18 protein-coding genes are annotated in these 14,739 nt (G+C 66.6%); 10 read left to right on the forward strand and 8 right to left on the reverse strand.

Annotated features, from left to right (window positions below):
- Positions 1 to 471 (reverse strand): aldolase/citrate lyase family protein (locus M3498_18305; protein MDQ3461219.1); only part of this gene is annotated, 471 nt, incomplete at its 3' end.
- Positions 472 to 717: 246 nt separating this feature from the next.
- Between M3498_18305 and M3498_18310 the strand changes: the two genes are divergently transcribed.
- The 7 genes from M3498_18310 (at position 718) to M3498_18340 (ending at position 6,562) form a co-directional block, all read left to right on the forward strand.
- Positions 718 to 1,554 carry a fumarate hydratase gene (locus M3498_18310; GenBank protein ID MDQ3461220.1) on the forward strand — a complete coding sequence of 279 codons (837 nt, stop codon included), beginning with the start codon at positions 718 to 720 and terminating at the stop codon, positions 1,552 to 1,554.
- Positions 1,551 to 2,102 (forward strand): Fe-S-containing hydro-lyase, encoded by a 552-nt coding sequence (locus tag M3498_18315; protein MDQ3461221.1) that lies wholly within the window; start codon positions 1,551 to 1,553, stop codon positions 2,100 to 2,102. Before M3498_18310 ends, M3498_18315 begins: the two co-directional genes overlap by 4 nt.
- Positions 2,099 to 3,250, forward strand: coding sequence for an acyl-CoA/acyl-ACP dehydrogenase (locus M3498_18320; protein MDQ3461222.1), 1,152 nt, complete (start codon positions 2,099 to 2,101; stop codon positions 3,248 to 3,250). Before M3498_18315 ends, M3498_18320 begins: the two co-directional genes overlap by 4 nt.
- 66 nt (positions 3,251 to 3,316) lie before the next feature.
- Positions 3,317 to 4,513: a CoA transferase gene (locus tag M3498_18325; GenBank protein MDQ3461223.1), complete on the forward strand. Its 1,197-nt coding sequence runs from the start codon at positions 3,317 to 3,319 to the stop codon at positions 4,511 to 4,513.
- Positions 4,514 to 4,600: 87 nt separating this feature from the next.
- On the forward strand, positions 4,601 to 5,101 hold the full coding sequence (locus tag M3498_18330; GenBank protein ID MDQ3461224.1) for a MaoC family dehydratase: 501 nt from the start codon (positions 4,601 to 4,603) through the stop codon (positions 5,099 to 5,101).
- A gap of 111 nt (positions 5,102 to 5,212) precedes the next feature.
- Entirely contained in the window at positions 5,213 to 6,118 is a 906-nt protein-coding gene (locus M3498_18335) for a hypothetical protein (protein ID MDQ3461225.1), read from the forward strand.
- Positions 6,119 to 6,199: 81 nt separating this feature from the next.
- Positions 6,200 to 6,562 carry a phage holin family protein gene (locus M3498_18340; GenBank protein MDQ3461226.1) on the forward strand — a complete coding sequence of 121 codons (363 nt, stop codon included), beginning with the start codon at positions 6,200 to 6,202 and terminating at the stop codon, positions 6,560 to 6,562.
- A 53-nt stretch (positions 6,563 to 6,615) separates the two neighbouring features.
- On the opposite strand, the gene M3498_18345 is transcribed toward M3498_18340, so the two are convergent.
- The 5 genes from M3498_18345 to M3498_18365 form a co-directional block, all read right to left on the reverse strand.
- Positions 6,616 to 7,512, reverse strand: a complete 897-nt coding sequence (locus tag M3498_18345; GenBank protein ID MDQ3461227.1) for an aminoglycoside phosphotransferase family protein — start codon at positions 7,510 to 7,512, stop codon at positions 6,616 to 6,618.
- A 55-nt stretch (positions 7,513 to 7,567) separates the two neighbouring features.
- Entirely contained in the window at positions 7,568 to 8,059 is a 492-nt protein-coding gene (locus M3498_18350) for an HNH endonuclease (GenBank protein ID MDQ3461228.1), read from the reverse strand.
- 199 nt (positions 8,060 to 8,258) lie between these two features.
- Positions 8,259 to 9,314 (reverse strand): D-alanine--D-alanine ligase, encoded by a 1,056-nt coding sequence (locus M3498_18355; protein MDQ3461229.1) that lies wholly within the window; start codon positions 9,312 to 9,314, stop codon positions 8,259 to 8,261.
- Between the two features lie 85 nt (positions 9,315 to 9,399).
- Positions 9,400 to 9,816 (reverse strand): VOC family protein, encoded by a 417-nt coding sequence (locus tag M3498_18360; GenBank protein ID MDQ3461230.1) that lies wholly within the window; start codon positions 9,814 to 9,816, stop codon positions 9,400 to 9,402.
- Positions 9,804 to 10,580, reverse strand: a complete 777-nt coding sequence (locus M3498_18365; protein ID MDQ3461231.1) for an enoyl-CoA hydratase-related protein — start codon at positions 10,578 to 10,580, stop codon at positions 9,804 to 9,806. The genes M3498_18360 and M3498_18365 overlap by 13 nt, the downstream gene beginning before the upstream one ends.
- A gap of 225 nt (positions 10,581 to 10,805) precedes the next feature.
- Between M3498_18365 and M3498_18370 the strand changes: the two genes are divergently transcribed.
- Complete coding sequence (locus M3498_18370) at positions 10,806 to 12,083, forward strand: thiolase family protein (protein ID MDQ3461232.1); 1,278 nt, start codon at positions 10,806 to 10,808, stop codon at positions 12,081 to 12,083.
- Between the two features lie 98 nt (positions 12,084 to 12,181).
- Here M3498_18370 and M3498_18375 read toward each other — a convergent pair whose 3' ends face one another.
- Entirely contained in the window at positions 12,182 to 12,514 is a 333-nt protein-coding gene (locus M3498_18375; GenBank protein ID MDQ3461233.1) for a hypothetical protein, read from the reverse strand.
- Positions 12,515 to 12,596: 82 nt separating this feature from the next.
- On the opposite strand from M3498_18375, the gene M3498_18380 reads away from it, so the two are divergent.
- Both M3498_18380 and M3498_18385 read left to right on the forward strand, forming a co-directional pair.
- Positions 12,597 to 12,887, forward strand: a complete 291-nt coding sequence (locus M3498_18380; protein ID MDQ3461234.1) for a hypothetical protein — start codon at positions 12,597 to 12,599, stop codon at positions 12,885 to 12,887.
- Between the two features lie 2 nt (positions 12,888 to 12,889).
- Complete coding sequence (locus M3498_18385; protein ID MDQ3461235.1) at positions 12,890 to 13,621, forward strand: class I SAM-dependent methyltransferase; 732 nt, start codon at positions 12,890 to 12,892, stop codon at positions 13,619 to 13,621.
- 42 nt (positions 13,622 to 13,663) lie between these two features.
- Here M3498_18385 and M3498_18390 read toward each other — a convergent pair whose 3' ends face one another.
- Entirely contained in the window at positions 13,664 to 14,545 is an 882-nt protein-coding gene (locus M3498_18390; protein ID MDQ3461236.1) for an NAD(P)-dependent oxidoreductase, read from the reverse strand.
- Between the last annotated feature and the right edge of the window lie 194 nt (positions 14,546 to 14,739).

Raw genomic sequence — 14,739 nt, forward strand, 5'->3', positions numbered from 1 at the left:
GCCCTCGGGCGACCAGCTCGCGCCGATATCGGCCAGAAAGTCGAGCGAGCCGAAGGCCAAGCGCTCGACCCCGGCGTGAGCCCTGGCCAGGGCGAGCGCCTCCTCCACCCCCAGCGCGCTCTCGACCAGCAAGATGAGCGGGAAGCCCGCCCCGGCGCAAGCCTCGACGTCCTCTGGACCCTCCGCCTTGGCGAGCATCACCGCCCCTACGGGCAGGCCGCGCAAGGCCGGCAGGTCCGCGGCGAAGGCTTCACTCCTCGCGCCGTTCACGCGCACTATGATGAGAGGGGCGAGAGGGGCGAGAGGGGCGTAGTGATGCTCCAGCAGCTCGCGCGTGCGCTCTCTGGCTAGAGCCTTGGCCTCCGGCGGAACCGCGTCCTCCCAGTCGATGATGACGGCGTCGGCCCCGCTCCGGAGCGCCTTGACCACCATTTTTGTCTCGTGTCCGGGCACAAAAAGCCAGGTCCGCACAAGCCCACCTCCTAGTGACGCAACATGCCTTTTCCGCACCTTCACCCTTGTCTCGCCCTTGTCTCGAGCTCGCGCGAGTTTATCATGGTCAGGCTCGATCTTACGCGCCTTTGCTGAGCCTCTTGTGGATTCGTTGACAGTATACGGTCAACCCTAATACACTGTCAACGAAGACCTGAAAGGTTTTTGGAAAGTGTTTTTTGGAATGATGTTTTTTGGTCAATGTTGGTCAATGGAGGTGGCGGCGTGCGCGAGCTTTCGGTAGGGGAGGTGGGTGAGGCGGTCGAGGCGCTCTTGAAGCGGGCGGCGACGCACCTGCCGGAAGATTACCTGGTCGCTCTGGAGCGCGCCGCCTTTGAAGAGTCCTCCGAGCTGGGCCGCTCGGTGATCGCCATGCTCCTCGACAACGCCCGCTACGCCGAAAGGGAGGGCATGCCGACTTGCCAGGACACCGGCATGGCCGTCTTGAGGCTCGAGGTCGGCCAGGAGGTTCACTTTGGCGGGGGAGATCTAAACGAGGCGTTGGGGGAGGCGGTGCGGGGCGCCTACCGGGAGCTGCGCAAGTCGGTCGTGAGGGACCCTTTGCAGCGCGAGAACAGCGGTGACAACACCCCGCCGCTCGTCCACTATGAGATCGTGCCCGGCAACCGCGTGACCATCACCGCCCTGATGAAGGGCTTTGGCGCGGAGCTGATGAGCCGGTTGGGGATGTTTCCGCCCTCGGTCGGCGCAGGGGGCGTCAAGCGCTTCGTGCTCGAGACCGTCGAGCAGGCCGGACCCAACGCCTGCCCGCCCGTCATCGTCGGGGTGGGCCTGGGCAGTTCCTTCGACGGCGTCGCCTACTTGGCCAAAAGGGCGCTGATGCGCCCGCTGGGCACGCCCAACGAGGCACCGCATCTAGCCGCGCTCGAGGCCGAGCTGCTTACGGCCGTCAACGCGCTCGGCGTGGGCCCGCAGGGCTTCGGCGGCAGGGTCACCGCTCTGGCCGTCCATATTGAAAGCTATCCCACCCACATCGCCGCCCTGCCGGTGGCGGTCAACCTCAACTGCTCCGCGCCGCGCCGCGCTACGGTGGTCTTATGAAGATAGCCGCGCCCTTTGACGAAGACACGATCTTGAGCTTAAAGGCAGGCGACCTCGTCGAGATAAGCGGCAGGTTTATCACTGCGCGCGACGCCGCCCATAAGCGGCTTGTCGAGACGCTGGCGCGCGGCGAGGCGCTGCCGGTGTCGGTCGAAGGCGAGGTCATCTACTACGTCGGCCCGGCGCCGGCCAAGCCGGGCCAGCCGGTGGGCTCGGCCGGGCCGACGACGAGTGGGCGGATGGACCCCTACACCGTGCCCTTGCTCGAGCAGGGCGTGAAAGGGCTCATCGGCAAAGGCTATCGCTCGAAAGAGGTGAGGGAGGCCCTGGTCGAGTACCGCGCGGTCTATCTCGCGGCAGTTGGGGGCGCGGCCGCTCTCTTGGCGCAGCGCATCACCTCGAGCCGCGTGATCGCCTATGAAGACCTCGGCAGCGAGGCGATTCACGAGTTTCTGGTCGAAAACTTTCCGGCGGTGGTGGTGAACGATATCTACGGCGGCGACGCTTACGCGAGCGGGCGCCTAAAGCACCTTGAGGGAGCGTCGTGAACGACCTGCATGAAGACCTAAGACAGGGCGTGCGCAAGCTCTGCGCGCGCTACCCGGACGCCTACTGGCGCGAGCTTGACTTGGTGGAGGGCTACCCCGACGCCTTTATCCGGGCGATGACCGAGGCGGGCTACCTCGCCGCGCTCATCCCCGAGGCCTACGGCGGCTCCGGTCTCGGCGTCACCGAGGCCTCGATCATCTTGGAGGAGGTCCACCGCTCGGGCGGCAACGCGGCGGCCGGCCACGCCCAGATGTACATCATGGGCACGCTGCTGCGGCACGGCTCTAAGGCGCAGAAGGCGATGTACCTGCCCAAGATCGCCTCGGGCGAGCTGCGCCTCCAGGCCTTTGGCGTCACCGAGCCGAACGCCGGCTCGGACACCCTGAGCCTCAGCACCACCGCCGTCCGCCGGGGTGACGGTTATATCGTCAACGGCCAGAAGATCTGGACGTCCCGGGCGCTCCACTCCGACCTGATGCTGCTCTTGGCCCGCACCACGCCCCGTGAAGAGGCTAGGGGGCGCAGCGAGGGGCTGTCGGTCTTTCTGGTCGACCTGCGCGAGGCCGTCGGCAAGGGCGTCACCATCAAGCCCATCAAGACGATGTTCAACCACCACACCACCGAGGTCTTTTTCGATAACCTCACGGTGCCGGCCGAGAACCTGATCGGCGAGGAGGGCAGAGGCTTTCGCTACATCCTGGACGGCATGAACGCCGAGCGCATCCTGATCGCCGCCGAGTGCGTCGGCGACGGCTACTGGTTTATAGGGCGCGCCACGGCTTACGCCAAGGAGCGCGAGCTCTTCGGCAGGCCCATCGGCCAGAACCAGGGGGTGCAGTTTCCCATCGCCGAGGCCTATATCCGCGTGCGCGCCGCCGACCTGATGCGTTATAGGGCCGCCGAGCTCTTCGACGGCGGCAGCCCGGCCGGCGCGGAGGCCAACATGGCCAAACACTTGGCGGCCGAGGCGTCGTGGCAGGCGGCCAACGTGGCGGTGCAGACCTACGGCGGTTTCGGCTTCGCCAGCGAGTACGACGTCGAGCGCAAGTTCCGCGAGACGCGCCTCTACCAGGTGGCGCCGATCTCCACCAACCTGATCCTCGCCTACATCGGGCAGCACGTCCTGGGGCTGCCGCGGTCTTACTGATGGCCCGGTCTTACTGATGGCCGGTCTTACTGATGCCCCGGTCTTGCTGGTGCCCCGGTCTTGCTGATGGGTCGTAGTAGTGTGGTGCGCCCGCTTACCGGAATCACGGTGGTGGCGCTCGAGCAGGCGGTGGCGACGCCCTTTGCCAGCCGCCAGCTCGCCGATCTGGGCGCTCGCGTCATCAAGATCGAGCGGCCCGGCAGCGGCGACTTCGCCCGCGGCTACGACGAGACCGTGAAGGGCCTGTCGAGCCACTTCGTCTGGCTCAACCGCTCCAAGGAGTCCTTGACGCTCGACCTCAAGCGCGAAGAGGGCAAGGCCGTCCTCCACAGGCTTCTGGAGGGCGCCGACGTCTTTATGCAGAACCTGGCGCCGGGCGCGGCCGAGCGCTTGGGCTTCGGCGCGGGCGCGCTGAGGGCGCGCCATCCGGCGCTTATCGTCTGCAACTTATCGGGCTACGGCTCGAGCGGCCCCTACCGTGACAAGAAGGCCTACGACCTGCTCGTCCAGGCCGAGGCGGGCCTGTTGTCGATCACCGGCAGCGAGGAGGTGCCCAGCAAGGCGGGCATCTCGGTCGCCGACATCGCCGGGGGCATGTACGCCTTTTCGGGCGTCCTGACGGCGCTCTATCACCGCGCCAACAGCGGTGAGGGGACGGTCATCGAGGTCTCGCTCTTCGAGGCCTTGGCGGAGTGGATGGGCTATCCCGCCTACTACACCCTCTACGGCGGCAGCGCGCCGCCGCGCAGCGGCGCCATGCACGCCACCATCGCGCCCTATGGCCCCTTCGCTACCGGAGACGGCAAGCATATCCTCTTGGGCATCCAAAACGAGCGGGAGTGGCGGCGCTTTTGCGGGCTCGTTCTGGGACGCCCGGACCTTGCGGGCGACCCCAGGTTCAAGGGCAACGCCGAGCGCGTGCGAAACCGCGAGGCCCTGCACGAGGTCATCGCAGGGGTCTTTGCGGGGCTTGCGCTCGAGGGGGTCGAGGCGCGCCTTGCGGAGGCCGCCATCGCCCACGCGCAGATGCGCACGGTGGACGAGTTCCTGGCCCACCCCAGCCTCGCGGCCAGGGGCCGCTGGGCCGAGGTGGCCTCGCCGGTCGGGCCGCTCAAGACCCTGTTGCCGCCCGTCATGATGGCGGGCGCCGAAGCCGTGCTGGGACCCATCCCCGAGGTCGGCGAGCACACCGAGACGATTCTTGCCGAACTCGGCTACAGCGAGGAGGGGATTGCCGAACTGCGACGTGTGGGCGTGATCTGAGCGAGGCGCTAGCGAGGTGGGGCGCTCAGACCCTTGCCACGTTCGAAGCTTGAATTTTCAATCTTCAATCTCCCAAGGAGCAACGCGATGACCATCAAACAGGGCTGGACGGGCAGGTGCTACGAAGACTTCGAGATAGGCGACATCTATCCGCACCCTCTGGGCCGGACGGTCCTGGCGGCCGACAACGTCTGGTTTACGCTGCTGACGGTCAACCCCAACCCCATCCACTTCGACCGGGCCTACGCCGCCAAGACCGAGTTTGGGGAGCCGCTGGTGGACTCGACCTTCACCCTGGCCGTGATCACCGGCTTGTCGGTCGCCGACATCTCCCAAAACGGCGTCAACCTGAGCTGGGACGAGGTGCGCATGCCCGCGCCGGTGTTCGAAGGCGACACCCTCTACGCGCGCAGCGAGGTGCTCGACAAGCGCGAGTCGCGCTCGCGCCCGCGGCAGGGCATCGTCACCTTTAGGACCACCGGCTTCAAGCAGGACGGCGTGGTGGTGATGACCTTCAGACGTACCGTCATGGTCTACAAGCGCGACCACCTGCCGCGGATCGCCCCACCCGAGCCGCAGCAGGGCTAGGCTTGGAAGAGGGCGGGTTTTTCAGGTAGAGTAATCCGTTGTGATGAGCCGCCTTCTATGCCGGGTCGCGGACTGGGCTTGGGTCGCCAAGTTGAGCTTGTGGTTGAGCTTGTGTCCATGGGGCGCCTCTTGATCCGGGCGATTGCGCCCGACGAGCTCGAGTGGTTTATCGCCAGCACCTACGGCTTTTTGGGGCACAGCGACCCCAGGGCCTTTGCGCGGCGGGCCATCGGCCTCATCCGCGATCGTGCGCACGAGGCCGAGCGGAGCTTTGTCCTGCTGGACGGCGACGAGCCGCTGGCGGGGGCCTATATCGTGGCGCCGGAGCCGGAGGACGACGAGCAGAACCTCTACCTCAGCAACATCTGGTTCAGCCGCGCGCCAGGGCATCTCACGGCCCTGCTCAGCGAGCTCATGGACAAGCACCCCCACGAGGCGGTGCGTTGCCCGCTCTACAACTTTTCGCCCAACCGCGTCGAGCGGGTGCGGCCGGTCTTCGAAGGGCTCGGCTTCAGCTTGGAGCACGCCCACGACCTCGAGTTCCCTCTGTCCGAAACGCCGCCCTTGGGTCTGCCGCTCATGCTCGAGGCCTACACCGAGGAGATGGACGTACTCTTCGCGCGGACCTTCGCGCGCTGCGAGAGCTACCAGCCGACCGACTCGCTCTGGGCCTGGCTCAAGCGCTGGCGCGGCAAGTTCAGCCCCGACCTGTGGTGGCTGGCGCGCGAGACCCCCGATCAGGAGCCCGTCGGCTACGCCTTTTTCGGCGCCTACCAGACCGGCGTCGAGGGCAGCTATTACCTGACCGCGGCGGGCGTCCTGGCCGAGCACCGGGGCGACAGCGAGATGCTCCGCCGTCTCGTCATCTCCTCGATGCAGGAGCTCGCCGCGATGAGCCCCTTCGGCAAGATCGAGACGACCGTCACCTACAACGACCCCAAGCTCGTCAAGATCTTGGAGGGCGTCGGCTTCACGCCGCAGAGCCACTACCCGGTGTTCGTGAAGGAGCCGGTGTAGGGGCAGGGATCGGGGTCGGGGCCGGGCGTTGGGGATCGGAGATCGGGATCAAGCCTCTGGCTTCTGCCGTATACTTTCCTTATGAACCTGCTCGTCCTCTGGGTCCTCAACGCGCTCGCCCTCTGGCTCACCACCGAACTCTATCCCGGCCTGTTCTTTACCCAGCCGGGCATCTGGCCGCTGCTTATCGCCGCCCTGGTGCTCGGTCTGGTCAACGCCGTGGTGCGGCCCATCATGGTCCTGCTCACCTTGCCGCTGACCGTTCTCACGCTCGGCCTCTTCCTGCTCGTGGTCAACGCGCTGAGCCTCGGCATCGTCGCCGCCCTCACTCCGCTGGCGATCCGCAGTTTTTGGGATGCCGTCGTCGGCGCGATCATCCTCAGCATCGTCGGCTGGGTTCTCAACGCGATCTTGCGGCCCGAGCGCAGCCGAGCCGTGAGGTAGGAAGAGTCTCGCCCGGCCGCGGCAGCCATTATGGCCAGGCCGGATGTCGTGCGTCATGGGCGCTGGTAGGCGAGGACTTCGGCGATGGTGTGACGGGCGACCTCGGCGAAAATCGGATTGCTGTGCCTGTAATATGGGAGAGCGGTAAGTGCGATCGACAGCGCGAGACCGCGCCCGCGCGCCCAGGTCGCGTCGTCAACATCCAAGGCAGCGCGGAACACGCGTCTCGCGCTCTTGGGCAGCAAGCTCCAGGCGACGCTCGCATCGCTCGCCGGGTCGCCCAGACCCACGGACCCGAAGTCGATCACGGCGCTCAGCCGACCACGACGCACCAGCAGGTTGCCGGGCAGCAGATCGGCGTGAACCCAGATGTCCGGGCCGCGCCATTCGGGCGCTTCCAGAGCCCTCTCCCACGCCGCCGTCGCCGCGGCCTCATCGATGAGGCCGCGCGACCGCTCGATAGCGGCGCGCGTCGGGGCGTCCAGCATCGCCAGCGTCCGCGTGCCTCGAGCGGACGTCGGCGCGTCCAGGGTGCTGACGCTTTGCAGCGCGATGATGAACGCCGCCAGGTCACGCGCGAGCCCTTCGGGGTCGTGCAGACGGTCGGCCTTCGGGTTCTCGCCCTCGAGCCACTCGTAGACGGACCAAGGATAAGGGTAGCCCTCGGTGGGCACGCCCCGGCCGTGCGGAAGGGGTATCCTTACCGGCAGGAGCGGCGCGAGCCGCGGCAGCCACCTGTGCTCCTTGTCTACCTCCTCAACCGGCACCGCGAGCCGCGGGAGCCGCACCACTAGCTCGTCGCCGAGCCGGTAGAGCGCGTGGACGGTGCCCGCTGAGGCGACCGGTCGGATGGGAAGCCCGGCCCACTCCGGAAACTGATCTGCGATGAGCCGGGCGACGAGGTCGCCGTCGATGTCGACCTCGTCGGCGTGCATTTTCTTGGTCGGCATGTTGGCTGACATGATGTCCTTAGTTTTGAACTGACGCAACCAGCAGACGAGCCCGCTATTTGGGTAGGTACTTTTCCCAGGCGGCTTCGATATTGGGAATGACGCCGTAGGCGGTGCTGAAGATGAAGCGCGGCGCGTAGGGTTTGCTGCGCAACTGCATCTTGGCCTCGTCTGGGGTGCGGTCGCGCTTTTTGGCGTTGCACCTGCGGCAGCAGGAAGTGACGTTTTCCCAGCTCGTGGGGCCGCCCTTGCTGCGGGGGATGACGTGGTCCAAGGTGAGGTCGTGGGAGTGAACGCCGCAGTACTGGCAGCGGTGGTCGTCGCGCCGGAAGACGTTCTTGCGGTTGAAGGCGATGCGCTGCCGGGGCGGGCGCTTTACGTAGCGCCGCAGGCGGATGACGCTCGGCACTCTAAAAACGGTGCTCGGCGAGCGCAAGACGCCGCTGCCGTCCTCGACCCGCTCGGCGACCTCGTGCATGAGCAGCGCCACGGCCCGCTTGACCGAGCAGATGTGCAGGGGCTCGTAGGAGGCGTTCAAGATGAGCACCCGCTGGGAGATGAGCTGCCCAGGGCTCGAGCTGACCTCCTCGTCCTCGGGGGCGAAGGGGTCGAGCGCGGGATTGACCTCGAGATTGTCCCGGTGCTTAGGGGCGGCTTTACCTCCAGCGTGACATTGCCCTGAGTATACAAGGACGTCAGGGAAATGTGGTCGTTTGGGCGGCTTGACCTATATCAACCCGACAGCCCTATCTCTTTTCCAGCGCCAGGTCGATAAGCCGGGCGACGAGCTCGGGGTAGCTCAGCCCGGCCTCTTGCCAGAGCTTGGGATACATGCTCGTCTCGGTAAAGCCGGGCATGGTGTTGATCTCGTTTAAGTAGAGGCGCTGGTCTTTGGGGGTGTAGAAAAAGTCCACGCGCGCGAGCCCCGCCGCGTCGACGGCGCGGAAGGCTTGCAGCGCCAGGCACCTGCACCTCTCGGCGACGGCGTGGGGAAGGTCGGCGGGAATCATCAGAGCGGCCGCGCCCGCGGTGTACTTCGTGGCGTAGTCGTAGAAGTCGCTCCCGTAGCCGATCTCGCCGACGGCGCTCGCCTCGGGCGCGTCGTTGCCGAGGACGGCGACCTCGAGCTCGCGCGCGCCCGTGAGCCCCTGCTCGACGATGAGGCGCCGGTCGTGCCGGGCGGCCTCGTCGAGCGCTGCGCTCAACGACATCCGCTCGCTCGCCCTGGCGATACCCACCGAGGAGCCCAGGTTGGCGGGCTTGACGAAGAGGGGATAGCCGAGGGCCTCCAGGCTGTCCAATACCTCGCCGGGAGTGTCGCTCCACGCCTTGCGGCTGACCGCGCGGTAGGCGACCTGCGGAAAACCGTGGGCGGCGAAGACCGCCTTCATCATGGGCTTGTCCATGCCGACCGCGCTGCCGAGCACGTCCGAGCCGACAAAGGGCAGGCCCATGAGCTTGAGCATGCCCTGCACGCTGCCGTCCTCGCCCAGGGGACCGTGCAGCAGGGGAAAGACCACCTCGAAATGATCGAAGCGCTCGCCCAGCAGACTTTGAAGGTCGGTGGCGGGCGCCAAGGCCAGGGCGTCGCCGGCGGGCGTGTCGCTCCGTCCCTTGTGGAGCGCCCGGCGCGAGGCCTCCTCGCTCAGCCGCCGGCCGTCCCTGCCGATGACGAGCGGGGTGATCTCGAAGCACGCTCCGGCGGCGGCCATGACCGAGCGCGCCGAGGCCAGCGAGACCTCGTGTTCTTCCGACTGGCCGCCGCAGAGCAAGAGCACCCTCGGCCTCGTCAGCGCGCGCATGATCACCTTTCCTCCTTGTGTAACTTACACATTGTGTGTAAAGATACCCTGTAAATCCGCGCGCGTCAAGTGAAAAGCCTTGCATCTATCCCCAGATGCGCGCGGGCGCCAGCTCGAGCACGTTGCCGGCCGGGTCCTCGAAGTAGAGGCTGCGGCCGCCCTTCGGCCACGCCTGCTCGGCGCTGATAACGACGCCGCGGGCCTGTAGGTACATCCTCCAGGCGTCTAAGTCCGCCTCCCCCACCTTGAAGCAGAGATGGCCCGGCCCGGTCGCGCCGTGGCCGGGCAGGTCGCCGCCCTGGCTCGAGGTCTCGGGCTTGAAGAGCAGGAGCATCCCCTCTCCCAGGCGAAAGAAGAGGTGGCGGCCGGCCACCTCGGAGACGAGCGTCAGGCCGAGCACGCCTTCGTAAAAGCTGCGCGCGCCCCCCAGGTCGCCCACGTAGAGACAGGTCTCGAGGACATCGAGCGGACCGGGTGGGGCTCCAGGACTCACCTCTTCCACGAGGGCTGGCGTTTCTCCAAAAAGGCGCTCACACCCTCCTGTAGGTCGGCGGTACCCCGCGCCAGGGCGTTCAAATCCACGGCGTAGCGCAGGGCGTCGAAAAAGCCCATCCCGGGCAGGGCCGAGAGCAGCGTCTTGGTGAGGTCCAACGAGGTCGGCGAGTTGGCGGCCACCATCTCCGCCAGGGCCAGCGCTCGAGGCAGCACCTCGTCCGCGGTGACGACCTCGTTCACCAGGCCCATCGCCTGCGCCTCGAGCGCAAGAACCAAGCGCCCGGTCAGCAGCAGGTCACGCGCGCGCTTCTCGCCCGTTTGCCGCAGCAGCAGGACGGCGACGACGGCGGGCACGAAGCCGATCTTGACCTCGGTATAGCCCAGCTTGGCGTCTTCGCTCATGACGACGAGATCGCAGGCCGAGGCCAGCCCGGCGCCGCCCGCCACGGCGTGGCCGTTGACTGCCGCCACCACCGGTTTGGGGAAGGTGTAGAGCGTCTCCAAGAGGCGCGCGAAGCGGCTCGAGTCGCGCCGGTTCTCCTCGGCCGAGCTTTGGCTGATCGCCCTCAGGCCCGCCAAATCGAGGCCGGCGCAAAAGGCCTTGCCCGCGCCGGTCAGGACCAGCGCGCGCACGTTTGTGTCGTCACGGGCGGTCTCGAGGGCGCCCAGGAGCGCCTCTTGCAGGTCGGCGCTCAGCGCGTTGCGGACCTCGGGGCGGTTGAGGCGCAAGACCCGCACCGCGCCGCGGTCTTCGCTGGGAACGAGTGACATAGGCTCAGTGTATCGTGACGGTGAAATAGATGGTACCGATTGCCTGCTCGAGTACCATAGACTACCATTATTGAGACTATCGTGATTAGCTCGGTCACGGTAATTGTCAAGTCACGGCGATGGCTAGCTCGGAGCAATCGCCCATGCCGCTTGTCAGCGGCACCACGGTGGATGAACACCACGGTGGATGAAAATGGCTGGCATTTTCATAGGAAGGTGCGGATGATGAATGAAGTCGTTATCGTAAGTGCGGTTCGGACTCCGGTAGGCCAAATCCGGGGCGCGCTGTCGGAGGTCAGGCCTGACGATCTCGCCGCGGTCGCCATCAAGGCCGCTGTAGAACGCGCCGGCACCTACGCGGCGAGCGTCGAAGAGGTCTATATGGGGTGCGCCAATCAGGCGGGCGAGGACAACCGCAACGTGGCCCGCATGGGGCTGTTGCTGGCGGGTTTGCCCCAGAGCGTGGCCGGGGTGACGGTCAACCGCCTCTGCGCGAGCGGCTTGAGCGCGGTCAATCAGGCGGCCAGAGCCATCCTCTCCGGTGAGGGCGAGGTCTACGTGGCGGGCGGCGTGGAGAGCATGACCCGCGCTCCCTACGCGCTGCCCAAGAATCCGGCGGCGTTCGGGCCGTCGGGCAACATCACCGGCTGGGACACCACCCTCGGCTGGCGCTTTCCCAATCCCAAGCTGGCGGCGATGTTCCCCCTCGAGGCCATGGGCGAGACCGCCGAGAACATCTACGAGATGAGCTGTGCGGGTGAGATCAGCGGGGGAAAAATCTCCCGCGAAGAGCAGGATCGCTTCGCCCTGCGGAGTCAGGCTCGAGCCGTCGACGCCATCAACCGGGGCTCCTTCGACAACGAGATGGTCGCGGTGACCGTTCCGCGGCGCAAGGGGGACCCCGCAGTCGATACAGTCGTCGATACCGACGAGCACCCGCGTTACCAGAAGACCGACAGTGGCTATGAACTCGCCACCAGCATGGAGCAACTCTCCAAGCTCAAGCCCGTCTTCCGCGCGGGCGGCACCGTCACCGCGGGGAACTCGAGCGGTCTGAATGACGGCGCCTCCGCGCTGGTCCTGATGGCCCGCGCCAAAGCGGACGAACTCGGCGTCAAGCCCTTGGCGCGCTGGTTGGCGTCCGCTGCGGCGGGGGTCGACCCGAGGGTGATGGGCTTAGGGCCTGTTCCTGCTACCCGAAAGGCGCTCGAGCGCGCCAAACTGACCACCGAAGACATCGATCTGGCCGAAGTCAACGAGGCCTTTGCCGCGCAGGCCATCGCGGTAATGCGCGAACTGGACTTGAGTGAGGACATCACCAACGTCAACGGCGGAGCCATCGCGCTCGGCCACGCTCTGGGTTCGTCCGGCTCGCGTCTGCTGACCACCCTCATTCACGAGATGCAGCGCCGAGCAGTGGGGGGGGCAAGGATGCGCTACGGTCTGGTCACCCTCTGCGTGGGCGTCGGTCAGGGTGAAGCGACCATTATCGAGCGGTTGTGATCTGGCCGTCTAGGCCCTCGAGCCGGTGCCGGTGTCTGACTCTGCCATGCTTTTAGGATAGAGAGAATAGAGGGAGGCATAAAGAAACCCCGACACGCCTAGCTCGCGTCCGGCGGCCGGCGGCGCAAGAGGGCGCTCACGGTCTTGTGGCCGCCGCCCGTCTCGTGGTGGTCCGCGCTCACCTCGACGTTCAAAACCTGGACCTCCTCGCGCTCGCCGCCCTGCTCGAGGGTGGGATGGCTGTCGCCGGCAATAAAGGCTCTAAGCGCGTAGGCCACCGCCTCGGCGCTCGCGCCCAAATCCGCTTCGGTCGCGAACCACAACATGTCGTCGCTGCCGTTACCGTCGCTGCCGTCGCTGCCGTTGCTGCCGGACACCCGGCCCCGGTAGCCTGCCAAGCTGCTGTTCGTCCTGCTGTTCGTCTCGGTCATGCTCCATCCTTGCACGTTCTCCGGGTTGTTCTAGCGATCTGCAAGAACGAGCGAAGGCTCGACGGCTTGTTATACTCTCCCCGTGTTTCGCAGAAAGCCCCAGCCGGAGCGGCCGGTAGGCCGTCCCTGGCTCACCGACGAGCCCCGAGAATCCGACATCCACGTCGTCTACGTGCGGCTCCTCGACACCGGTCAGCAGTGGCGTTCGCTGAGGACTAACCGCGTTTTCGACGTGTCCTTCGCGGACGCGCTCGTTACGGCCAGAATCGGCGACCGCGCCTATCTGCGCTACCTCACGCCCACGCAGTTAGCCTTTGTGCGCGACCCCGAGTTCGCGTACGGCCCCGAGCTCGAGTACGGCGATGACATTTAGCCGTGCTCACCGCCAGACCCTTTTCCTCGCTCGCCCGCGTCTACGACGCCATCATGGAGGACGTGGACTACGACGGCTGGGCGGGTTTCGTCCTGGACACGGTGCGGGCCGAGGGCTGGCGGGGCCGGCGCGTGCTCGACCTCGGCTGCGGCACGGGCAACTCCACCTTTCCCTTCTTCATGCGCGGCTACGAGGTGACCGGCCTCGACGCCTCGGCGGAGATGCTGGCCGTAGCCCAAGACAAGCTGCCGCCCGTCCCCTTCGTGCAGGGCGACTTTACCACCTTTGCTCTGGACACGCGCTTCGACCTCGTCGTGTCCATCTTCGACTCGCTCAACAACCTGCTCACGCTCGAGGCCCTTTTGATAACGGCGCGGCGCGCCCACGAGCACCTGACGCCCGGCGGCTACCTCATGTTCGACGTGAACACCACCGCAGGCCTGCGCGAACTCTGGCAAGGTGACCGCGCCGAGGGCTGGGTGGGGGAGATCTACTACCTGTGGCGGCATTCCTTCGACGAGGCGAGCGGCCTGGCCAAGGTCGAGGCCTACTGCCGCTCGCCTGAGGGCGAGTTTACCGAGGTTCATCTCGAGCGCCCCTACGACCCGCCCGAACTCCGCACGCTGCTCGCCGAGGCGGGCTTTGAGGGCGTTCGCATCCTCAGCTATCCGGGTGGCGAAGAGGCCGACGAGGAGGCGGAGCGGGTCTGGGTGGTTGGACGGAAACAGGGCTGAGGGCTGGAGCCCAGGAGGTGACTTTTCCCTAACCCCTAGCCCCTAATCGAGTCCCGCCGCCTCCCGCACCGCGCGAGCGATATTGCTCACGTCCTCGTCGCCGTAGCCGCGTCCCACCAGCCCGGTTTCCACCTGCTCGACGTAAGCCGCCACCGGCATGGGCACGCCTAAGTCCTTGCCGGCCGCGAGGGCGATGCCCAGGTCCTTGCGGTGGAGGACGGTGCGAAAGCCCAGCGGATACTGGCCCTTGATCATGTTGTCGGCGCGGTTTTCGAGGACCCAGGAACCCGCCGCGCCGCCCGAAACGGCCCTATGCGCCGCCCCTAAGTCGATGCCCGCCGCCAGACCCAGGGCCACGCCCTCGGCGACGGCCGCGTAGGTGCCGGCGATGATCACCTGGTTGATGGCCTTGGTGATCTGACCGCTGCCGATGGGCCCGACCAGGGTGATGGTCTTGCCGAGGGCCTCGAGCACCGGTCTAACCCGCTCCAAAACCTCCGCCTCGCCGCCCACCATGATCGACAGCGTGCCGTTCTTGGCGCCCTCCGAGCCGCCCGAGACGGGCGCGTCGAGCATGTGGGCGCCCTTTGCGGCCAGCGCCTCCGCGACCTCCTTGGTCACCGCCGGGCTGATGGTGCTCATGTCGACCAGGACGCTCCCCGCCCGCAGCCCGTGCAGCGCGCCCTGCTCACCGACGATGACCGCTTCGGCGTCCGGGGTGTCGCTGACCATCGTAAAAACGACGTCGCAACCTCGAGCCGCCTCTTGCGGGCTGTCAGCGCGTTTCGCGCCCCTTACCTTCTCCTCACGTTCGCGGGTGCGGTTGTGGACGGTTACGTTATAGCCCGCGTCTACGAGCCGCTGCGCCATGGGGGCGCCCATCGTTCCTAAGCCGATAAAGGCGAGTTTTGGCTGTGCTGTCATAACACCGATTATGACGCCTCGGCAGCGGGGGCGATATGCATATGGGGTTAGGTGAACGGAAAACGGCCCGGCAGGCCGACAGATCGGCGTGAAGCCGAGCGCCGCCGGCCTCGAACTCTCCGCCGGCTGCTTCACTCGGCACTTGCCCACTCCCCAACACCCGCTGAAGAGGCCGATGCGTCCCCAGCCATAAA

The sequence above is a fragment of the Deinococcota bacterium genome, assembly GCA_030858465.1.
In the GTDB taxonomy this organism is placed as follows: domain Bacteria; phylum Deinococcota; class Deinococci; order Deinococcales; family Trueperaceae; genus JALZLY01.